We start from the raw sequence: 18,798 nt of genomic DNA on the forward strand, positions 1-18,798 counted from the left end.
GATATATCGTTGAAAAAAGTGAATGGTGCAAACCGAGATTTACACCATTCACCATCTATGCCGCACCATTTCTCTCCACATCTGATTTGTTGTTGGTCTCTTCTGCCTCTGCTGCAGAATTGTCACTCAGAACGTCAGCAAGGGTAGCTTTAGACAAGTGTCCTTGTAGCTCTCCTTTTTCGTCAATGACAGGCAAAGGGTGGTCACTGTCTAGCGTTTCAGGAATGATTGCTTCAAGCAAGGCGTCGCATTTAACGGCAGGTACATCATTTAACATTTTATCAGGGATTTCTTTATGATAATCCGCCTGTTTTACCTGCTCTAACGCTTCTTGAGTAATCACACCTTGGTACCCTTCGTCAGTGACAACGTAACCGTAGTCCTCTGAAGAGCGACGCATTTGTGCCAGTGCCTCTCCTAATGTTTCGGCAGTAATGCGCGAAATAGGCGGTTGCATTACCGTTTCCACGGTGAGTGCTCTTGCTCTATTTACATCTTTAACGAAGGCTTCAACATAGTCATCCGCGGGGTGGAGTAAGATGTCGACGGGCTTATCTTGCTGCACAATAACCCCATCTCTTAAAATGGCGATTCTGTCACCTAAGCGCAATGCTTCATCTAGATCATGAGTGATAAATATAATGGTCTTATGTAAGCGTTCTTGTAGTTCGATTAATTGATCTTGCATTTCGCTACGAATCAACGGGTCGAGTGCTGAAAACGCTTCATCCATTAATAGAATTTCAGCATCGGTGCATAACGCTCGAGCAAGCCCTACACGTTGTTGCTGCCCACCAGATAGTTGGCTAGGGTATTGCTCTTCATAGCCTTCTAAGCCGACAGTTTGAATCCACTGCTTAGCTTTGTTTAATCGTTCAGTTTTGTTCAACCCTTGGATTTGGAGGCCATAGCCAACGTTGTCTATGACGGTTTTATGCGGAAGTAGCCCAAATCGTTGAAACACCATGGACATTTTATGCCGTCTAAAATCGCGAAGCGCCTTATCTGACAGTGTCATAACATCAGATCCATCGACAATAATCTCTCCCTCAGAGGGGTCAATAAGGCGATTAAAGTGCCGTATCAGTGTCGATTTGCCTGAACCAGATAGACCCATGATCACGAATATCTCCCCGGGATAAACACAAAGATTGATGTTTTGTAGCCCTAGCGTATGCCCCGTTCTTGCGAGTAGGTCGTCTTTTGTCTCTCCCTCTTTTACCGCTTGCAAGTAAGATTTGTCTTTAGGACCGAAGATTTTATAGAGATTTTTAATCTCAATAATTGGCTGAGGCTGAGTCATTATTCCCGTCCTCCTAAGTGTGCTTGTGTCCTTTTAGCATAGCTTTGTGTGACACGGTCGAAGATGATAGCCAGAGCGACAATAGCTAACCCATTCAGTAGTCCTAAGGTAAAATATTGATTAGTAATAGATTTTAGAACAGGCTGCCCCAAACCTTTTACGCCAATCATTGAGGCGATAACAACCATAGCTAGGGCCATCATAATGGTCTGGTTTATTCCCGCCATAATGTTTGGCATTGCTAGCGGTATTTGAACACCGAACAGGCGTTGCGTTGGGCTTGCGCCATAAGCGGTCGATGCTTCCAGCACTTCTTTGTCAACAAGGCGTATACCGAGATCCGTTAATCGAATAACGGGAGGAATGGCATAAATAACCACGGCGATAACGCCCGGGATTTTACCGATACCTAGCAGCATAACGACCGGAATCAGATAGACAAACGCGGGCATGGTTTGCATGATATCTAATATCGGTGTAATGATGGCTCGCGCTTTATTCGACTGTGCCATGGCAATGCCGGTGGGAATACCGAGCAAGATGGCAACGAGGGTAGAGACCAGAATAATACTCATGGTTCGCATCGTGTTATCCCACATACCGAAGAAACCGATGAGGAAAAATGCAATACCAACCGACGCACTGAGTTTCCATGAACGACTGGCGAGGTAGGCGAGTCCAACAAGAGTACCTAAAACCAACCACCATGGACTCGTCAGTAGTAGCTTTTCGAACCAAATAAGAAAACTAAGTAGTGGATCAAATAAGGACTCGATAGTATCACCGTATTCACGAGAGAAGTCGCGATAGGCACCATCAAGTGTTTTGCGAATATCGAGTAATTGTTTTCGGTCTAGTTGAGGTATCTCACTCAACCAACTAGCGGTAGTCATTTATTGCTCCTTGACTTTAACTACGCCACACCTCAAGTAACAGGCGTGGCGAAATCGTATAAATGTGAAGAAGCGTTTATAGCTCGTCGACGGCTTGTTGTACTTTGGTGGCGACTTCAGGGGTTAGCCATGCTGACCATGTCGCTTTATATTCCTTCATAAAGTACTCAACAGCATATTCACCGTCTGCTTGTTCTTGCTCCATCCATGCCAACAAGGTGTTCATTTGGGCATTGGTGAACTCGCGGCTGTCGAAATACGCCATCGCTTGGGGGGCCCGCTTTGCAAAGCTGTCTGTTACGACAGTTTCAACAATTGATGGCGGATACATAGTGGGTTTCGGATCCAAACACGTCTCTTGGCTAATGCACTCTTTAAACAGCGTTTCGTCAACACCACTGCCGAAGTCGACTTTTACCATTTTGTATTTGCCCAGCACGGCTGTCGGTGCCCAATAATAGCCAAACCAAGCTTCTTCTCGTTCATACGCTTTTGCGATAGAACCGGAGAGTCCGGCACCAGAGCCCGGATCGATCACTTCAAACCCTGCCGCTTCCATGCCCAAAGCATTAAAGAGGTTGCCTGCAGAGATCTGACAGTTCCAGCCCGCAGGGCAGGTATAAAACCCCGACTTACTCGGATCTTCTGGGTGGGTGAATAGTTCGGCGTTGGCTAGCACACCTTCAATCGTGGCAAGGGTAGGGTCTTTTTCAACCATGTACGCTGGAACCCAAAAACCTTCTTCTCCACCGTCTGTCAACGTGGTTCCCGCATACTGAATACGGCCTTCTTTCACGCCCATATCGAGCGCTTCACGCATTGAATTACTCCAAAATTCTGGGGCAATATCAGGTTGACCTTTAGATACCATTGACGCGCCTGTCGGCTGTGTATCCCCCGGAACCAGTTCGGCATCACAGCCGAAACCATGCTGCAAAATGAATTTATCAATGTTGGCAATGAGAGAGGCAGAATTCCAGTTCATGTCGGCAATGGTGACTGCGCCACATTCATTGGCAGAAGCATATTGTAGGCTTGATGTTGCAAATAGGGACGAAATTAATAGCGCCCTAGTAACGTATTTCATAATGATCTTCCATATCAGAATTCGTTGTTAAGTATATGAAATATCGATGGCATTACAAATTTAAATGCCATTACTGTTACCGCTTGTTAACATTTGCAGTGGAGGTAACTCCCTTTTTTGTATTGTATCTCAATTAGATACGCTCTGCTGGGAGCGCTGATCAAATGTGCGATATATTGAGCGTGGTGATAATGCACTTGTTTGTGCAAAATTGAGGCGACACGGTTGATACGATGAGAGTTAAATTTTCGATGTCGTGATTTTTGCGCTTAACTCACAAGGAGAAGTTTTTCGTTGAAAAAGTGCCAATGGTGTAATCATTGGCACTTTTTTTCGTTGTTGTATTTCGTTATGCAAACGTCACGTTATGCATGTTGCAACTGATCGGTATTGACAGGTTTTTCATTGATCGGCAAGTGAATGAGAGCGGCAAGTACCGCCATCACAACCGTCATCCACCAAATTGGCGTATATGAACCATAGTGGTCGTAGATTCTTCCACCAAACCATGCACCTAGGAAGCTGCCAACCTGATGAGTAAAGAAAACCAAGCCGTAAAGTGTTGCCATGTACTGCGCGCCGAAGATTTGACGAACCAAACCGGAAGTCAGTGGTACCGTTCCTAACCAACAAAAACCGATCGCCCCGCCAAAAAAGATGGATGTCGTTGGTGTTAGAGGTACCACAATAAAGGCGGCAATAACCAACGCGCGGATCACATACAGCGCAGACATCACATGACGTTTACTGTAGTTGTCACCCATTAGTCCCCAGAAATAAGAACCAAATATGTTGAAAATACCCACGTACGCCAGTGCCATTGCGGCGGTATTCGCAGGTAGGCCACGATCGGCAAGGTAGCTCGGTAAGTGGGTCGCGATAAACATTACATGGAAGCCACAGACGAAAAATCCCATATGAATTAACCAGTAGCTACGGTGACTAAATGCTTGTTTTAATGCTGACCCTAAAGTTTGTTGTTGTTCGAGTGGTTGGTTTGGACCTGTAGAGCGTTTTGGTGTTCGCATAAAAGCCGAGAAGGCAACCATAACAAAACAGGTTAGCGCAAAGACTTGCATGGCGGTTTGCCAATCAAATTGTGTTAGTAGGGTCTGTGCGCCGGGGATAACCGCAAACATGCCAAAAGAGCCAGCAGCGGTGGTTAAGCCAAAGGCTTTTGCAGTGTGCTCTGCGGGGACGACTTTCGCAACGGCGCCGAGAATAATCACGTAGCTGGTCGCACTCAACCCAAGCCCGACCAATGCGCCTAAGGATAGGTACAGCATAGAAGAGACTGTGGTGATTGAGGTTAAGTACAGGCCAAGGGCGTAGGCCAATGCACCGAGGGCGATAATTCGCTTTGCGCCATACTTGTCTGCTGCCATTCCAACAAAGGGCTGAAATACCCCAAATAGCAAGTTTTGCACAGCGATGGTTAGGCTAAAAAACTCTCTGCCTAATGAAAAATGCTCAGATACCGGCATCATAAAAATACCGAAAGATTGTCTTATGCCAAGGCTGATAATCAATATACCAATGCCGAGCCATACTAAGATAGGAAAACGGAAAATACTCATAGTAAGCGCCTAATTATTTGCAAATAGGTTGTTAGTGGTGATCGAGCGAATGGCAGCCGCTAGAAACGGCTTGGCTCGATAGTGCGTTGAGTACAGGCTTGCTATGGTGTACTGCGACTAAACAAAGCAGCAGTAATAGAAGCATACGTAAAAGTTGAGCAAAAAGTGTTTGGCTGAACATGACAAAAACCTGCATTAAAGAGGCGGCAAGTGTATTAAGTTGTCACTTATGCGGCAAATGATATATTTGCAGATAAGTCATGCGCTGGGGTAATAGATTGGTCGCTGAGTAACGTGACGAGTAGGGGAGTATGGGGTCGGTCGAGAAAAAAGGTCACCAAATGTTAATTGAGTCGGTGATTGTTTAAACTGCGTTCTATATGCCACGATACGTTTAAACCAGAAAGGAAGCATTAATGTACCCCGATGTGATATTACTCAATGGAACAGGCAGCTCAGGAAAAACCAGTTTAGCAAAGGAACTGCAGGAGTTACTGAATCATCAATATTTAAACTTTAGTATTGATAGTGTGCTTTATGCGCTGCCTCCCAGCGATCTTCAACACATGATGGCGGGGAGACCGATAGAACGTGATGGCTTTGATTATGCGCAATTGGTAAAAGGCTATCATCATAGTGTGCGTGCACTGCTGGAGACGGGCTGTCGGGTAATTATTGACAACGCGTGGATTGATAAAGCAGAAGTAGACGCATTGAACCTTATTTTGTCTGGTTTCGATGTGGTTCGAGTTCAAGTGGAGTGTGATCTTGCGATATGTGAAGCCCGTGAGCATGCGCGGGGAGATAGGGCGATTGGGTTGGCTAAATGGGAGTTTCCTCAAGTTCACCAACATATGCATTATGATACGTCGATAAATACCAGTTGCCTCTCTCCAGCCGAAGCGGCGGCGAGGTTACATGATTGGTTGAAGCAACGATAGTCAGTTCGTGCTGGCTGTGCTTGGTATTGATGGGAACTGTTTACTGAAATAGTTATTGAGTTACGACAGCAGATTGCCAATCATTTGTTTTGGCAATCTGCTTTTTCACTAGATATGAGTAAATCTAGATCGAGCTTGAGCGACTAAGCTTGTGTGTCGTCGCTGCTTGTTTCGTTTTCAATGGCTGAATCTGCAGTTGCTTGTTCCGCTTCCATTTTGGCTCGCTCGGCTTTAGAGATATAGCGAGGCTTATTGCTTTTATGTATCTTGGCGTTTTTCTTCTTAAGCTTTTTCTGCAGCGTTTCGTTAATTTTTTTCTTACGGTTCATCTTTACTCTCCAGATTGAGGTGCGCATTGTGCCATGCTAAGGCAGAACCTCAAGTACTTTTCTCGCTGTTCTGCTTTCTCTGTCTGAGATTTAAGCGTCACGACGCCATTGCTCAACACTGGCGAGTACATCACGATAGGGCACATTGCTTAGCGCCCCATAGCCGGCCATTTTTCGGGCTTTGGTTTTGGTAATGATTGGGCTAGATAAGCCACACAAGTAGTGCGCTAACATGCTATTGCTAACCACACCTTGCACGGCCGCGATGTAGGGAGCACACCAGTCATTAAGTTGTTGATTGTTGGGCAGTGCGAGCGCAGGAGGAAGTGGTAACTGAGCTGGTTGGCCAAGGCAAACACTGCAATGTCCGCAGCCTTGTGGATTTTTTTGTAGCTGTTTGTCGGCAAAGTAATCGGCGAGTTGATAGGAGAGGCATTGTGAAGAAGCAAAAAATGCCAACATATTGTCTATGCGTTCGATGGCCGCTGTCTCTTTCGTTTGTGCTAAATCAAATAGGCGTTGGGCTATTATGCTGCGATCGAACTCTGCTTGGCGAACGTGGTAGACGTCAGTCAGCTGTTTTGCTTCTAGCGTGATTAGCCCTTGCTGCTCAAAGTACTCCAGTGCTTGTATTGCACGTTTACGTTCTCCATTGCAGCGCTGCCAAAGTAACTCGAAGTCGACTTGATGCCAAAGGCGGGCTTTGGGGGAGGCATTGAAGAGATGTTCAACAAATTGACGTCGCTCTCCTGCAAAGAGTTGAATAATTTCGTTAGATGGAACATGTGTTTTAAAACGGTATTCAGCATAATAGCTATAGCCGGGTTCAACGATGCCCTCAATTTCCAAATAGACCAGCAGTGTTTTTAGCGCAAGGCCGCGAATATTGGTATCTGTACTGAGCTGATTGAGTTTGATATGCCACGTTTTATCGGGAACTTGTGCTAACAGAGATTCAATGGCCATTAGGTCTGGGGTATCACCGAAAATAAAATTCTCCAGTGTGGTAATGCCTTGCCTATCAGCTAACACGGTGCATTGGGAAGGTTGTCCATCTCGACCCGCTCGGCCAATTTCTTGGCTATAGTTCTCCATCGATTTGGGTAAATCGAAATGAATCACTCGGCGGATATTTGCCTTATCGACACCCATGCCAAACGCAATGGTAGCGACAACACAGTCAATATCACCCGCCATAAATTGATTTTGGATGGCTTCCCGTTGTTCACTCGGCATTCCGGCATGATAGCTGGCAGCGTGAATACTGCTTCGTTGTAAGTGAGCTGCTACATGTTCCGCAGTTTGTTGCAGCGTGGTATAGACAATCGTTGGTGACTGAGGGGCCGCCAGTATTAGGTTAGTTAGTTGCGCTCGTTTGTCTTGTGCCGATGGAACAACCGTGAGTTCGAGATTTGGACGATAAAACCCAGTGACCACAACATTGTCATCATTGATGGCAAATTTATTTTTCATGTCATCAATAACCGCTGGTGTCGCGGTTGCGGTGAGCAGCAAAACTTGTGGGATGTTCAAGCTGTCACGATATTGTGGCAACTTGAGGTAATCTGGACGGAAATTGTGGCCCCATTCTGAGATACAGTGTGCTTCATCTACCACCAATAGTGAAATAGGAATAGCACTAATAGCGTGCCGGAATCGCTCGTTTTTTAGACGTTCAACCGAGATCATTAAAATTTTAATCTCGCCAGACGCGACAGCGGCGAGGATCTGTTGTATTTCCTCTGGACGCTTGGTTGAATCAATACTGGCTGCTGCAATGCCTTTGCGATGAAGAAATTCCAGTTGATCTTTAATTAACGCAAGTAGCGGCGAAATAACCAGCGTTAGATGAGGAAGATGCAGAGCAGGTAACTGATAGCATAAAGATTTACCTGAGCCCGTAGGAAAAATGGCCGCGCAGGATTGATGTTGAATAACCCGGTCAATCACTGCCTGCTGTCCGCCCCTTAATTGGGAAAAACCAAATACGCTATTAAGTGTTTGTTCAATCATTGGAGCCAATCATCCTGCACTGCATAAATATTGTTGAGATAATACAGGAAAATCGTGATCTTCAGTGAAGGAAAGTGGCTTGTTATTGGGGGAAAGTCGGTAAAGCGTAAGCGTTAAGCTGTATCATATGAAACAAGCAACGTTGCGCCACAAGACACAACGTTTAAGTGTTATGTTAGACCAATTCAGCTTTTAGGTCGGGCTCTACCTCTTCAATCATTCTAATTAGCTGTTCTTTATCGAGTGATTGCGGTATATCAAGTGCTAATTCTGCAAAAAATACCATTTGACCAGCATCGGGTACACAGATGCGATGGTTCTCCATTGTATGCAGTTGAACGCCAAAATCATCCAACGCTTGAGTGAGATCGTGGATAATGCCTGGTCTGTCGCGCGATTCAATTTTGAGCGTTGCTGGTGTAGATTGCTCGGGCGTAATGGCTGCACTATCAATAACACGGACGTGGCACTCTGTTTCAGTCAATAATTTGTTTTGTAGGGAATCATACGACTGCTCTGGTACATCAATACGAATAATTCCCACGATTTGTTCATCGAGGCGGCTAATTTTACTTTTTATCCACTTGCCACCGTGTTGGTGAGTGATTGCTGCGAGTGCATTTAACTGTTTTGCTTTATCGTTGCCGGCGATAGTAATGGTGAATTGTTTATTCATCGTTTCCCCCTAAAGCGCAATGATTCAGATATAACCAAACTTATTATAACTGTAGCAAAAGAGAAGAAGACCATTAGTGATGTTGTTCATATATCGGATGAATGTACAGTTTTGCTCAATGGCTATCGCCGAATGGATATTTGATATAGAATTGCGCCTTTAGAAGACTTTAACCAAGGCTTAATTTATGTCTGGATTACCTAATTGCCCTGAGTGTAACTCTGAATACACTTATGAAGATCAAAACATGTATGTATGCCCAGAGTGCGCACATGAATGGTCAAAAGATGGTGCGGATAGCGCTGAAGATGAGCGAGTGATTAAAGATTCGGTTGGCAATCTACTGCAAGATGGCGATACAGTAACCGTGATTAAGGATCTAAAAGTAAAAGGTTCTTCATCTGTGGTTAAAGTAGGCACCAAAGTGAAAAATATCCGTTTGGTTGACGGTGACCATGACATCGACTGTAAGGTTGATGGCATTGGCTTTATGAAGCTCAAATCTCAGTTCGTCAAGAAGGCGTAATCAGAGAGTGAGATATAAAAAAACAGGGCACTTGCCCTGTTTTTTGTTTATTGCGTTTAATCAGTCGGCGTGTAATTGCAATGCAGCGTGCGCTTTGTTACTTTTCCAACGCCAATAATTTAGCTAGGAGAGATAAAATGATTGTATTCAAAACCCGTCCGGCAGCACCGCGTTACTAACTGATATCATTGCAGTGCGTGTGTGAAGCCCGGCGTTACTCCGCTGGGGTCGATGACCCTGTTAAAAACAGTCCCTATTTATTAATAGGTTCAGGGTAGTAAAAATGAGTAAAAAGAACATTACGTTATCACATTCAACTTCGCTTTCTTCTTTAGGTTGGAAAGCCTACTTTCAGCAACAGTTAACATTAGCCGACTATGACTCAAACTTTTTGGCTCGTATCATCGCTCATCATCGCAGTGGGTATAAGATGGTGAGTGAAAAAGGGGAATTTGAACTAGAGATAACCAAACATCTTCCTGCAATGACCGTTGGTGATTGGGTGGTGTTGGAACATGAAGGCACGTTTCAGCGTCTACTCGAGCGCAGCTCTTTGTTCAGTCGTAAGGCGGCAGGCGCGAAAGTAGAACGTCAACTGATTGCAGCGAATGTCGATACAGTTTTCATTGTCAGTTCGTTGAATGATGACTTTAACTTGAGCCGGATTGAGCGTTATCTTGTGTTAGCACGAGAAGCTGGAGTTGAGCCGGTTGTGGTATTAACCAAAGCCGATCTTTGCGACGATGCAGAAGAGAAAGCACAACAACTGCGTGAACTGGATCCTATGTTGTTGGTGGAGAGTGTGAATGCGTTAGATCCGCAATCGGTGATGTGCTTGGCATCATGGTGTGGAAAAGGCAACACTGTCGCTTTTATTGGTTCATCCGGTGTAGGTAAATCTACACTAGTGAATACCTTACTGAATGACGAACGTTTGTCTACCGGGGGGATTCGAGAAGATGACAGTAAAGGACGCCATACGACAACCTCGCGCTCTATGCACTTATTGCCACAAGGTGGATTATTATTAGATACCCCAGGCATGCGTGAGTTGCAATTGGCCGATTGCGCCGATGGGGTGAAAGAGACGTTCGCTGACATTGAGCAATACGCGAAGCAGTGTCGCTTTGGCAACTGTAGTCACGAATCTGAACCAGGGTGTGCAGTGCAAGACGCATTGAGTAAACATGAACTGGATGAACGACGGGTGCGCAACTACTTTAAGCTGCAACGCGAGCAAGCTCGAAATGGAGCATCGTTGGCAGAGTTACGTTCTAATGATAAATCATTAGGAAAGTTTTACCGCTCTGTTCAGTCGGCAAGTCGACAGCGTAAAAAAGGCTATTAGTTAGTTTAACCCGGCCATGTGCCGGGTTTTTTGTGTAATAGCGGCTAAATCATATAGACTTAATGGATATTCTGCTTTCACTCAACACGAGTTAAGGCGATACAACACAGGAGCGTGTGATGAGTATTTTTGACGTAATCGCTGAGAATCAAATTCAGGATTGGAACCGCCGAAAAGCAGAAGGGAAAATTGACGAGAGTAGTGATAAAGCACCGTTAAAGCGTACTAGTTTCGAGGCGCAACTCTTTCATGCCATTATTGATTGCTACCATCAACTCGCCGTCTTGCAACCAGAAACGCCTAAATGGACCAAGTTGGACAAGCGCGCAGAAGAACTGCGCATACAATTAATGATTAACCTAGAACGCCACGATATGCATGTCACTGCGAAAATGATGACCGAAGAACTGTCGCGCCGACGAGCAGGGATTATAGCGGGAAAGCCTTAAAGGCATTCTAAGTGTTAACTGTCAAAGCTCAAACGGTAAAGAAAGCATGTAGAGGCAACAGAATATCCCAATCACAACCACAATGCTTCTTGCAGTTGCGATATTGGCAATGTACAAAAAGGGGGTAAGCAATCGGGTTACGGCAAACACTAATGCCAGTATGGTTAAGCTAGTCCATGGCACCCCTGATGCAAAAACTGTCATGATGGTGGCAGAGTAGAAAGCCAATGCGTTGAAAATGCTCTAGCTATTGGGCGACGTTTTACCTGTAGTTACGACAACCTGAAAGCCACGTTTTCCTAATAGTTCTACTCATACCTGACGTTGCCCGTCAGTTTGAATTCAGGAGAGTGCTAAGTTCGTTTTTGTTCCAATTATTTTGAGTATTCCCGTATATCTTGCTGGTTTTGTCTAATCATGATTTACCTTTTGAAATAAAAGGGAAAAATCTAAAATGGATCAGCTGTCCTCTGATTTAGCACTGATGCTTTCTCCTGCTTGGATAAGGCTGAAAGCTGTTGAAGGACCGATGCTCGCAATAAGTTCTTCTACCTTTTTAATCGCCTCTATCGATGTGCTCTGTTTACGATAGCTAAGGTAAATCGGCAGGCGCCACTCCTCGACATCTGTTGCTACAAATAACTGTTCACTTGTAATAAAAGGCTCTATGACTGACTTCGGAAGGTATGCAGCGCCCCCTTTCTCTAGAATATACTCCAGCGCAATCCGTCCAGTTGATGTGCGCATATAAGGCGCCGGAATGGATGGGTGACGTTCTGCATGCTCAGAGGTGAATCTGGTGCCCCAATCAACGTATATATACCGTTGGGCAAACGGTTGAATGTCATTGGACTGCTGCGTTGAAACGAGAACCAGCTCTAGATCTGCGATATGGCAACAGGAAAGGTCGTCGCTTTTAATTGGCTCTAATGCAAAGGCCATATCAAGGGTACGATCTAACAAGTTGCGATAAAGGCGTCTCGGTGATTGCACCTCAGCGATAAAGCCATAGCCATCAAACGCATCGGTGACTATGCTCAAACAATGTTGTAAATAGCCATCCCATAAATTTGGTGTTCCACCAAGGGTGAGCTGAAGTGCTTTGTCTTTATCAAGAGAAAGTTCGAATTTTGCTTGTTCAAGTGTTGTCACCATCACTTCTGCATAACCAATCAAACGTTCACCGGCTGAAGTCAGCTTGATTGCATTTCGGTCGCGAGTGAAGAGCTTAGTATCAAAGAACGTTTCAAGTTGTTTGATCCTAGCACTAACAGCTGCTTGAGTAATGTAGAGACTCTCTGCCGCTCGTCCAAAATGTTTTTGGTTTGCTACCTCTAAAAAGGTTTTAAATACTTTTACGTCCATAACAGACTCTCAGAGTGATAATTATGGAGATTAACAACAATTTGTTGTTGAGACGACAAAAATTATTTGATTTTCAAATATTGGTTTTAGGACTAATTTCCAACGATCTAATTATTTCCTGTTTTGACGAGGTTAACATGACAGATTCTCATCAAATGCGCATGGGTGAAGGTAGATTTTGTGACAATAAAGCATTCCCAAGAGGGTTTGCCAAATCAGGAGACTTCACGCTGGTTGAGGCGGATCTGCTCACGCATTATGGGCAAACAATGTTAGCGCTAGAGTTAGGCAATTTAGAGCCAGAGAATGCAGAAGAAAATCACTTTTTGCAGACGTTAATAGATCACAAAAATGCGAATACCAAACTAGAAAAAGTGTGGTTGAAATACATTGAGCTTTCTCGTGGTCGTAAACAGTTTCACACGTTAAATAGTAAGAAAATACCAGCGAAGGGAAGCGCTAGTTTAGACCAATTTGCAAGGGATGCGTTTGACTTCGAAGTTGAGGAATAGTCGTTGAACATTTGTTTTTTAATGTACCCATGGGAAAGAGTTTGTCCAGAGACAGATACTACACTGCGTCTAGTTCATGAGTGTGCTGCTCGTGGGCATACAGTGGCTTTAACCACGACGAGTGGACTAACGATTCGTGATAGTACGGTCTATGGCTTCTGCCAAGTGCTTAAAAGAAGGCAAAAAGTACCTGAAAAGATCCCTAGCTTCTACCGTCATGCGGAGTTCAATAAAGTACGCCTGCCAATGGCGGGGTTTGATGTCATCTTTATGCGTGCTAATCCACCGTTGGATAACCTTGCGCTTAACTTTCTTGATTCGATCAAAGATGACACATTAATTGTCAATGATCTGGAAGGTCTGCGCCTAGCGAACAATAAACTCTATACGGCGAGCATGGGGGGCGCGGCGAGTGAATTTATTCCCGCGACACATGTATCCAAGAACCGAGACTACCTGCAACGTGTGCTTGAGGAAAGTGATAGCGAAAAGATGATACTTAAGCCACTTAATGGTTTTGGTGGTCATGGCGTGATTGTTATCGAGAAAAACGCGCGTCAAAACTTCCGCTCATTACTGGACTTTTACATTGGCGCAGGAGAACAGAGCAATTACGTGATCTTACAGGATTACATTGAAGGGGCCGAAGAGGGTGACAAGCGTATCTTGATGCTTAATGGAGAGCCGATTGGTGCGATGAAACGTGTGCCTGCGACGGGGGAGATTCGCTCAAACGTTCATGCTGGTGGCACTGTGGTGAAACATAGTATCACTAAGGAAGAGAAGCGTCTGTGTGCGGCGATTGGTCCTAAATTGGTGCGAGATGGGCTTTACTTCACCGGCCTTGATGTGATCGGCAATAAACTGGTTGAAGTTAATGTATTGAGCCCGGGTGGCATTATGCGTATCAACAAGCTTAACCGTGTTCGTTTGCAGCGCCAGGTGATAGATTTTATTGAGAACATCGTTCACTCAAAAGATCTGCTTCAACAGCGTAAGAGTGCATTCCGAACGGCAGTAGAGAATTCTCACATTGATCCATAATGAATACACAGTGCAAGAGATGCTTGCATTGATTCAAAGAGGGCAACCATTCTCTGGTGAAGTCTCTGGTGCCGGTTTTTTCGTTAAGATAGAAGAATATCTTCCTGTTGTTTGTACGGCGATTCATGCTGGTTCTCGTTTGAGATCTGAACTGGCTGGTCGCTGTGTATTGAACGAGCAAGAGCGCTATTTTGAGGAAGATCCGCACACTGATGCAATGATCGCCTCTCAACCGATTATTATGATTGGGCTCGACTCGCGATTCGAGTACGACCTTAATCGTGCATTGGCGCTAAGCACCTACTATCGCTCTGCATGGAGCCGTTTAGTATGGAAGAAGCCGCTTAGCCCTGCGCATCGAGCCGAAAGTCATCGCAAACACAATGCGTTTTACACCATTTATGAAGCGATCATTACCAAGCTTGAGTCATTGCACGATAGCGTAGTGGTTTTCGATATGCATTCATATAATCACAAGCGCCAAAGAGCAGATGCGCCAGTTTTTAATTTGGGCACTGCCCAGATTGATATGGAGCGTTGGAATGGCGCGGTAAAACGCTTTTGTCGGGAGCTAGGTAAGATACGACTGCCTCATATCACGACGACGACTGAGATTGATGGGGTGTTTGAAGGACGTGGTTACCTGATATCACACACCAATGCGCACTTTGACCGAACCTTGGTGTTGCCCACTGAAGTGAAAAAAGTTTTTATGGAAGAAGAGACTGGCGTCTTGTTTCCGTTAGTGCTTGAAGCATTGCAATCTGGTCTAAAAGAGGCGTTTAGCCAGACCAGCGCCTACCTGCAACGCAATCACAGTCAGAAACGCAGTGTTAGAAAAGCGGATATGTTGAGCTCTTCAATCGAACCGCACTTGATATCTGTTGATGCACAGTTGTATAGATTAGCTAGCAAGATTGAAACGCTAAAATATGTGACGCCGATAAATATTACCACGGAATACAAGCGCTTTCAGATGGCGCCTAGCCGGTATAAACCAAACTATCGCTATCGGCAGTTGCCAATTAAAGTCAATGAGTTTAAGCAAAAGTTGTATCGATTGCCGATTGAAGGTATTTCTGATCCCGATATGCGTCATCTGTACGGGGATATGGTACAAAAGCTGAGCGACAAGATGGATTTGCTGACGTCTGTTGGCACTGAAACCTTTTTGTATAATGCTTTGCGTTATCACGGTCGCCCAGACAGAGTCGATATTAATAATGCCAATTTTTTGCTTTATGCCAAGCTACTGCCGGAAGAATATAGTACCAAACTGGATGCTCAACAAGCTGTGCAAGAACTGACGAATGCTGCCAAACAGTTGGGAATGAAGTGCAGAGTTAGCACCTCTAAGACAATTGCCGCTCGAGCGATGGTCACAGCAACGCCATTGGCGGTGCTAGTCAATGCGAAATCGCAGTTTACCGATACTGAGGTGAAGCGCTTGTTGCAACATGAGTTGGGCGTGCATATGGCAACTAACCACAATGCAAAAAGTCAGCCCTTGAACATCTTTCGGCTTGGTCTACCTGGTTCCACCATGACTCAAGAAGGGTTAGCTATTCTTGCTGAGTACCGCTCGGGGTATTTATCTCACGAACGTCTTAATACATTGGCGACACGTGTACTCGCGGTAGACTCTATGCTTAAGGAGCAAAACTTCTATTTCACTTATAGTTATCTAGTGGATGAGCTCGGCATTGATAAAGAGGACGCATTTGCCATTACGACCCGAGTCTATCGGGGAGGAGGGTTCACTAAAGATCATTTATATTTAAAAGGGTTCTTACACATCTTGAACATAGAGAATCAGCGAAATTTGGATAACTTGTTGGTCGGAAAATGTAGCCTTCGCTACCATGATCTAATTGATGAGTTGATGAATCGTGGTTGGTTGAACAAACCACAATTTATGCCGACCGAGTTTGGCCACGCCATACCATCAGCCAGCCAACTCGATTATTTAATCGGCTCGTTAAGAACCGTTTAGAGCTCTTTTAATAGATTGCTGGTGTGATGCCCATATAAAGCCAGAAATGCTTTTCTGGCTTTAATTTAAACGCTACCACGTAAGTTAAACCGATATAGTAGGACTGCTCATTCCAACTATTCACCTGACGCCAAATGATTCTTGGCACGAATGCTCGTAATCAACATATAGATTGCTGTTGTCATCATAGTTGCAAGAAAATAAGCCATCAGGCCTTGCGCGTTACTCATAAACCAATTAGCAATCACAGGGCCCGCTACCGATCCGATACTATAACAAAACAGCATTACCTGTGTGGCAGAGACAATTTGGCTCTCATCCAATTTGTCACAACCTAGATTGATGGCAATCGGATAAAGAGCAAAGACTGCCATACCAAGTAAGAAGATACCAATTGATAAGACGTGCAATGCATCGTTTAAGATCATAAGACCAACAGCAAATACGCCAAGTAAAGAAAAAAGTCCCATCAGAGGTGTCCGGCCAACAATTTTTATTAATGCCGGAACCAATGTTTGTACAGCCATACCCCCTAGAATAACCAACGTCATCAATGTGCTGAGTTGTGATTGAGAGACGTTACGATGCGTGAGTTCAACAGGCATTAATCCATAAACCGCGCTTAGCAGTAATCCGGATACAACACAGCCAATAATCGCAGTATGGTTTAACTTATCGAGTTGCTTTAGTGGTAAAGCCGTTGAATGGGAGGTTGTTGGCTGTGAGGCTGGCGCAAACAGTAATACCAGAACCGCCATCGCTAACAGGGAGAGTATCATGATGAATGGAATACTTCCCTGAACGCCGAAAAAGCCGATACCAAGTTGTCCAATTGCAGAGCCGCCATAAAGAGAGCCCATATATAACCCAAGGCGTTTTGCTCTATTGTCTTCATCACCAACAAGTAACCAAGATTCAACAATAACAAATACACCAGCAACGGCGATACCGGCAATAAAGCGAGTGACAAGCCATACCCAAGCAAAAGGTGCGAGAGGCAGGAACACAATGGTTGCGATCAATAGTATTAAGCAAGCAATTAACGCCAAGCGGTGGCCAATATGATTGACCGCAGGCTCGATAACAATAGCTCCTATCAGTAACCCCAGATAAAATACGCTTGCTAACCAACTTGCGTTGTTAGCATCAATACCATAGTTACTCAACATCAGGGGGATAATGCTCATTAAATAGCCTGATGCAACAGCATAAAGTGATAACGCAATAACAGGCACTTTATAGCCAACTTTTATTGCGAGATCAGTCGTATTTGTCACTAGTGTTACCTCCAAGATTATCGTGGTATTAAAAACAAAAGAAGAAGCATGGTGAATTTCGCCGTGACTATGAAGGTTTATTGTTTTTGGGTAAAACAAAATTAATTACTCGTTACGACAAAAGGTCTTTATCGAGATTTGGTCAGGCTTTCTGAAGCTATGAAGAAGGTTCTGTATAACCCATTCTCGACAATCCCTTAACGGGGTGTTGCGCAGTTTTGGTCCGGTTTAGAGCAAAGAGGTGATGCCACTAACTGTGAGTTGAGTCGAAAATATGCTAATAATTCTCTTTGTAAATTACGTGCGCACGCAGCTTGCTTCTAACACTTACGAATATAATTTACTTGGCGAAAATATTCTCTTTATTCTGTTTAAATGGAGATAAATAGGAAACAAGAATGACACAATATCGTTATGGCATGGTGTTGAGCTTATTATTTCTGGGTGCAGCACAGGTGAATAGTGCGGGCTTAGGAACGCATCATTCGACAGAGCCTCAAGAGCTGAGTGCCGAAACCATTGAAATCAGGCAATTTGTGGTGGGCCATAAGCAATGTGATGTGAGTCAGTTACGTATTGATAAAGGAAAAATTGCACGCTTCTTTATATTTGCAGACCCAAGCGAAACTGAGGAATCGAGCAAGTTGTCCTGCTACGTTGAAGGAAGCACTGTCCGTATGGCTACCAGCTGTCAATGGCGCGTTAGAGCAGACATGACAGGGAGTATGACTTGCGGAGATGTGCAAACATCATACGTTTGCAATACTGACGAGTGTGAGGCGATATTCCCTTTTACTGAAAAGGTTAACTTTGCACAGTAGCCCAATGAAAAATAAACAATGAGCGCATGCGCTCATTGTTTATTTTATGCTATTTGAGTAGGGCTTGAACTTCCCTAAAACGTGGATGCTCAGCGCTTTTCATTAATTCAAAAAGAATCATTTCTACACTGGTCATAGGAACACCCATGTGACGTAGTTTATCTAAGGCAAGTTCAGTCTGATAAGCTTGGCGTGACGATACGGCATCCGCCACCACTTCGACTAAATATTCTGCTTGGAAGAGATCTGTTACCGTTTGGTAAACACAGATATGTGACTCAATACCACATACCAGAATATGCTCTCTATCAAGCTCTTTTAATTGATGGCTAAAAGTCTCCGACTGAAAACAGCTAAAAGACATTTTACTGATCGGCGTATGAGCGTCGAGGTGAATGGCGATCTCATCGATCGTCGGCCCCAGTTTGTTTGGATTTTGTTCTACCCATAGTATGGGGATGTCGAGTAGTTTGGCACCTTGTACGAGAATAGACAGATTGTTAAATAGCTCTGATTTGTTATGCATGCATTGAGCTAATTTTCCTTGAACGTCGACGATGACGAGTGCGGTATTGGTATTCGTTGTCATACGTTGCTTCCATGTGAGAAAAGGGGGCATGACTAAACTCTAGCGCAGTCGCCCC

Annotated in this window: 18 protein-coding genes; 8 read left to right on the plus strand and 10 right to left on the minus strand. The window is 44.5% G+C overall.

Features of this window, described 5'->3' with window-relative positions; genetic code table 11:
* Window positions 1–55: 55 nt before the first annotated feature.
* The 4 genes from ACKLNH_RS08390 to ACKLNH_RS08405 form a co-directional block, all read right to left on the minus strand.
* A complete protein-coding gene (locus ACKLNH_RS08390) occupies window positions 56–1,303 on the minus strand; it encodes a quaternary amine ABC transporter ATP-binding protein (protein ID WP_413111810.1) in 1,248 nt (415 codons plus the stop codon).
* Complete coding sequence (locus ACKLNH_RS08395; protein WP_413111811.1) at window positions 1,303–2,196, minus strand: ABC transporter permease; 894 nt, start codon at window positions 2,194–2,196, stop codon at window positions 1,303–1,305. The genes ACKLNH_RS08390 and ACKLNH_RS08395 overlap by 1 nt, the downstream gene beginning before the upstream one ends.
* A gap of 76 nt (window positions 2,197–2,272) precedes the next feature.
* Entirely contained in the window at window positions 2,273–3,283 is a 1,011-nt protein-coding gene (locus ACKLNH_RS08400) for an ABC transporter substrate-binding protein (RefSeq protein ID WP_413111812.1), read from the minus strand.
* A 365-nt stretch (window positions 3,284–3,648) separates the two neighbouring features.
* Window positions 3,649–4,860, minus strand: coding sequence for an MFS transporter (locus ACKLNH_RS08405; protein ID WP_413111813.1), 1,212 nt, complete (start codon window positions 4,858–4,860; stop codon window positions 3,649–3,651).
* A 416-nt stretch (window positions 4,861–5,276) separates the two neighbouring features.
* On the opposite strand from ACKLNH_RS08405, the gene ACKLNH_RS08410 reads away from it, so the two are divergent.
* Window positions 5,277–5,801, plus strand: coding sequence for a chloramphenicol phosphotransferase CPT family protein (locus ACKLNH_RS08410; protein WP_413111814.1), 525 nt, complete (start codon window positions 5,277–5,279; stop codon window positions 5,799–5,801).
* A gap of 143 nt (window positions 5,802–5,944) precedes the next feature.
* Here ACKLNH_RS08410 and ACKLNH_RS08415 read toward each other — a convergent pair whose 3' ends face one another.
* From ACKLNH_RS08415 to ACKLNH_RS08425, 3 genes are all read right to left on the minus strand, one after another.
* Window positions 5,945–6,130, minus strand: coding sequence for a DUF2986 domain-containing protein (locus ACKLNH_RS08415; RefSeq protein WP_413111815.1), 186 nt, complete (start codon window positions 6,128–6,130; stop codon window positions 5,945–5,947).
* 90 nt (window positions 6,131–6,220) lie between these two features.
* A complete protein-coding gene (locus tag ACKLNH_RS08420) occupies window positions 6,221–8,143 on the minus strand; it encodes a RecQ family ATP-dependent DNA helicase (protein WP_413111816.1) in 1,923 nt (640 codons plus the stop codon).
* 175 nt (window positions 8,144–8,318) lie between these two features.
* Window positions 8,319–8,819 (minus strand): glycine cleavage system transcriptional repressor, encoded by a 501-nt coding sequence (locus ACKLNH_RS08425; RefSeq protein WP_413111817.1) that lies wholly within the window; start codon window positions 8,817–8,819, stop codon window positions 8,319–8,321.
* Between the two features lie 187 nt (window positions 8,820–9,006).
* Between ACKLNH_RS08425 and ACKLNH_RS08430 the strand changes: the two genes are divergently transcribed.
* The 3 genes from ACKLNH_RS08430 (at window position 9,007) to ACKLNH_RS08440 (ending at window position 11,142) form a co-directional block, all read left to right on the plus strand.
* A complete protein-coding gene (locus ACKLNH_RS08430; RefSeq protein ID WP_413111818.1) occupies window positions 9,007–9,345 on the plus strand; it encodes a zinc ribbon domain-containing protein YjdM in 339 nt (112 codons plus the stop codon).
* A gap of 283 nt (window positions 9,346–9,628) precedes the next feature.
* On the plus strand, window positions 9,629–10,693 hold the full coding sequence (rsgA, locus tag ACKLNH_RS08435; RefSeq protein WP_413111819.1) for a ribosome small subunit-dependent GTPase A: 1,065 nt from the start codon (window positions 9,629–9,631) through the stop codon (window positions 10,691–10,693).
* A 119-nt stretch (window positions 10,694–10,812) separates the two neighbouring features.
* Window positions 10,813–11,142, plus strand: a complete 330-nt coding sequence (locus tag ACKLNH_RS08440) for a hypothetical protein (RefSeq protein WP_413111820.1) — start codon at window positions 10,813–10,815, stop codon at window positions 11,140–11,142.
* 459 nt (window positions 11,143–11,601) lie between these two features.
* Here the strand turns inward: ACKLNH_RS08440 and ACKLNH_RS08445 are convergent, their stop codons facing one another.
* Complete coding sequence (locus tag ACKLNH_RS08445) at window positions 11,602–12,507, minus strand: LysR family transcriptional regulator (RefSeq protein WP_413111821.1); 906 nt, start codon at window positions 12,505–12,507, stop codon at window positions 11,602–11,604.
* 137 nt (window positions 12,508–12,644) lie between these two features.
* Here ACKLNH_RS08445 and ACKLNH_RS08450 point away from each other — a divergent pair, with 137 nt between their 5' ends.
* The 3 genes from ACKLNH_RS08450 to ACKLNH_RS08460 are packed head-to-tail and all read left to right on the plus strand — an operon-like array spanning window position 12,645 to window position 16,056.
* Window positions 12,645–13,019, plus strand: a complete 375-nt coding sequence (locus ACKLNH_RS08450) for a MaoP family protein (protein WP_413111822.1) — start codon at window positions 12,645–12,647, stop codon at window positions 13,017–13,019.
* A 3-nt stretch (window positions 13,020–13,022) separates the two neighbouring features.
* Window positions 13,023–14,063, plus strand: a complete 1,041-nt coding sequence (gene gshB / locus ACKLNH_RS08455) for a glutathione synthase (RefSeq protein WP_413111823.1) — start codon at window positions 13,023–13,025, stop codon at window positions 14,061–14,063.
* A 19-nt stretch (window positions 14,064–14,082) separates the two neighbouring features.
* Complete coding sequence (locus ACKLNH_RS08460; RefSeq protein WP_413111905.1) at window positions 14,083–16,056, plus strand: flavohemoglobin expression-modulating QEGLA motif protein; 1,974 nt, start codon at window positions 14,083–14,085, stop codon at window positions 16,054–16,056.
* Window positions 16,057–16,172: 116 nt separating this feature from the next.
* Here ACKLNH_RS08460 and ACKLNH_RS08465 read toward each other — a convergent pair whose 3' ends face one another.
* Window positions 16,173–17,333 (minus strand): MFS transporter, encoded by a 1,161-nt coding sequence (locus tag ACKLNH_RS08465; RefSeq protein WP_413111824.1) that lies wholly within the window; start codon window positions 17,331–17,333, stop codon window positions 16,173–16,175.
* A gap of 398 nt (window positions 17,334–17,731) precedes the next feature.
* Here ACKLNH_RS08465 and ACKLNH_RS08470 point away from each other — a divergent pair, with 398 nt between their 5' ends.
* Window positions 17,732–18,154, plus strand: coding sequence for a hypothetical protein (locus ACKLNH_RS08470; protein ID WP_413111825.1), 423 nt, complete (start codon window positions 17,732–17,734; stop codon window positions 18,152–18,154).
* Window positions 18,155–18,203: 49 nt separating this feature from the next.
* Here ACKLNH_RS08470 and ACKLNH_RS08475 read toward each other — a convergent pair whose 3' ends face one another.
* Window positions 18,204–18,743, minus strand: coding sequence for a hydrolase (locus tag ACKLNH_RS08475; protein ID WP_413111826.1), 540 nt, complete (start codon window positions 18,741–18,743; stop codon window positions 18,204–18,206).
* Between the last annotated feature and the right edge of the window lie 55 nt (window positions 18,744–18,798).

Origin of the sequence: Thaumasiovibrio clandestinus (genome assembly GCF_047250365.1) — a bacterium.
Taxonomy (GTDB): domain Bacteria; phylum Pseudomonadota; class Gammaproteobacteria; order Enterobacterales; family Vibrionaceae; genus Thaumasiovibrio.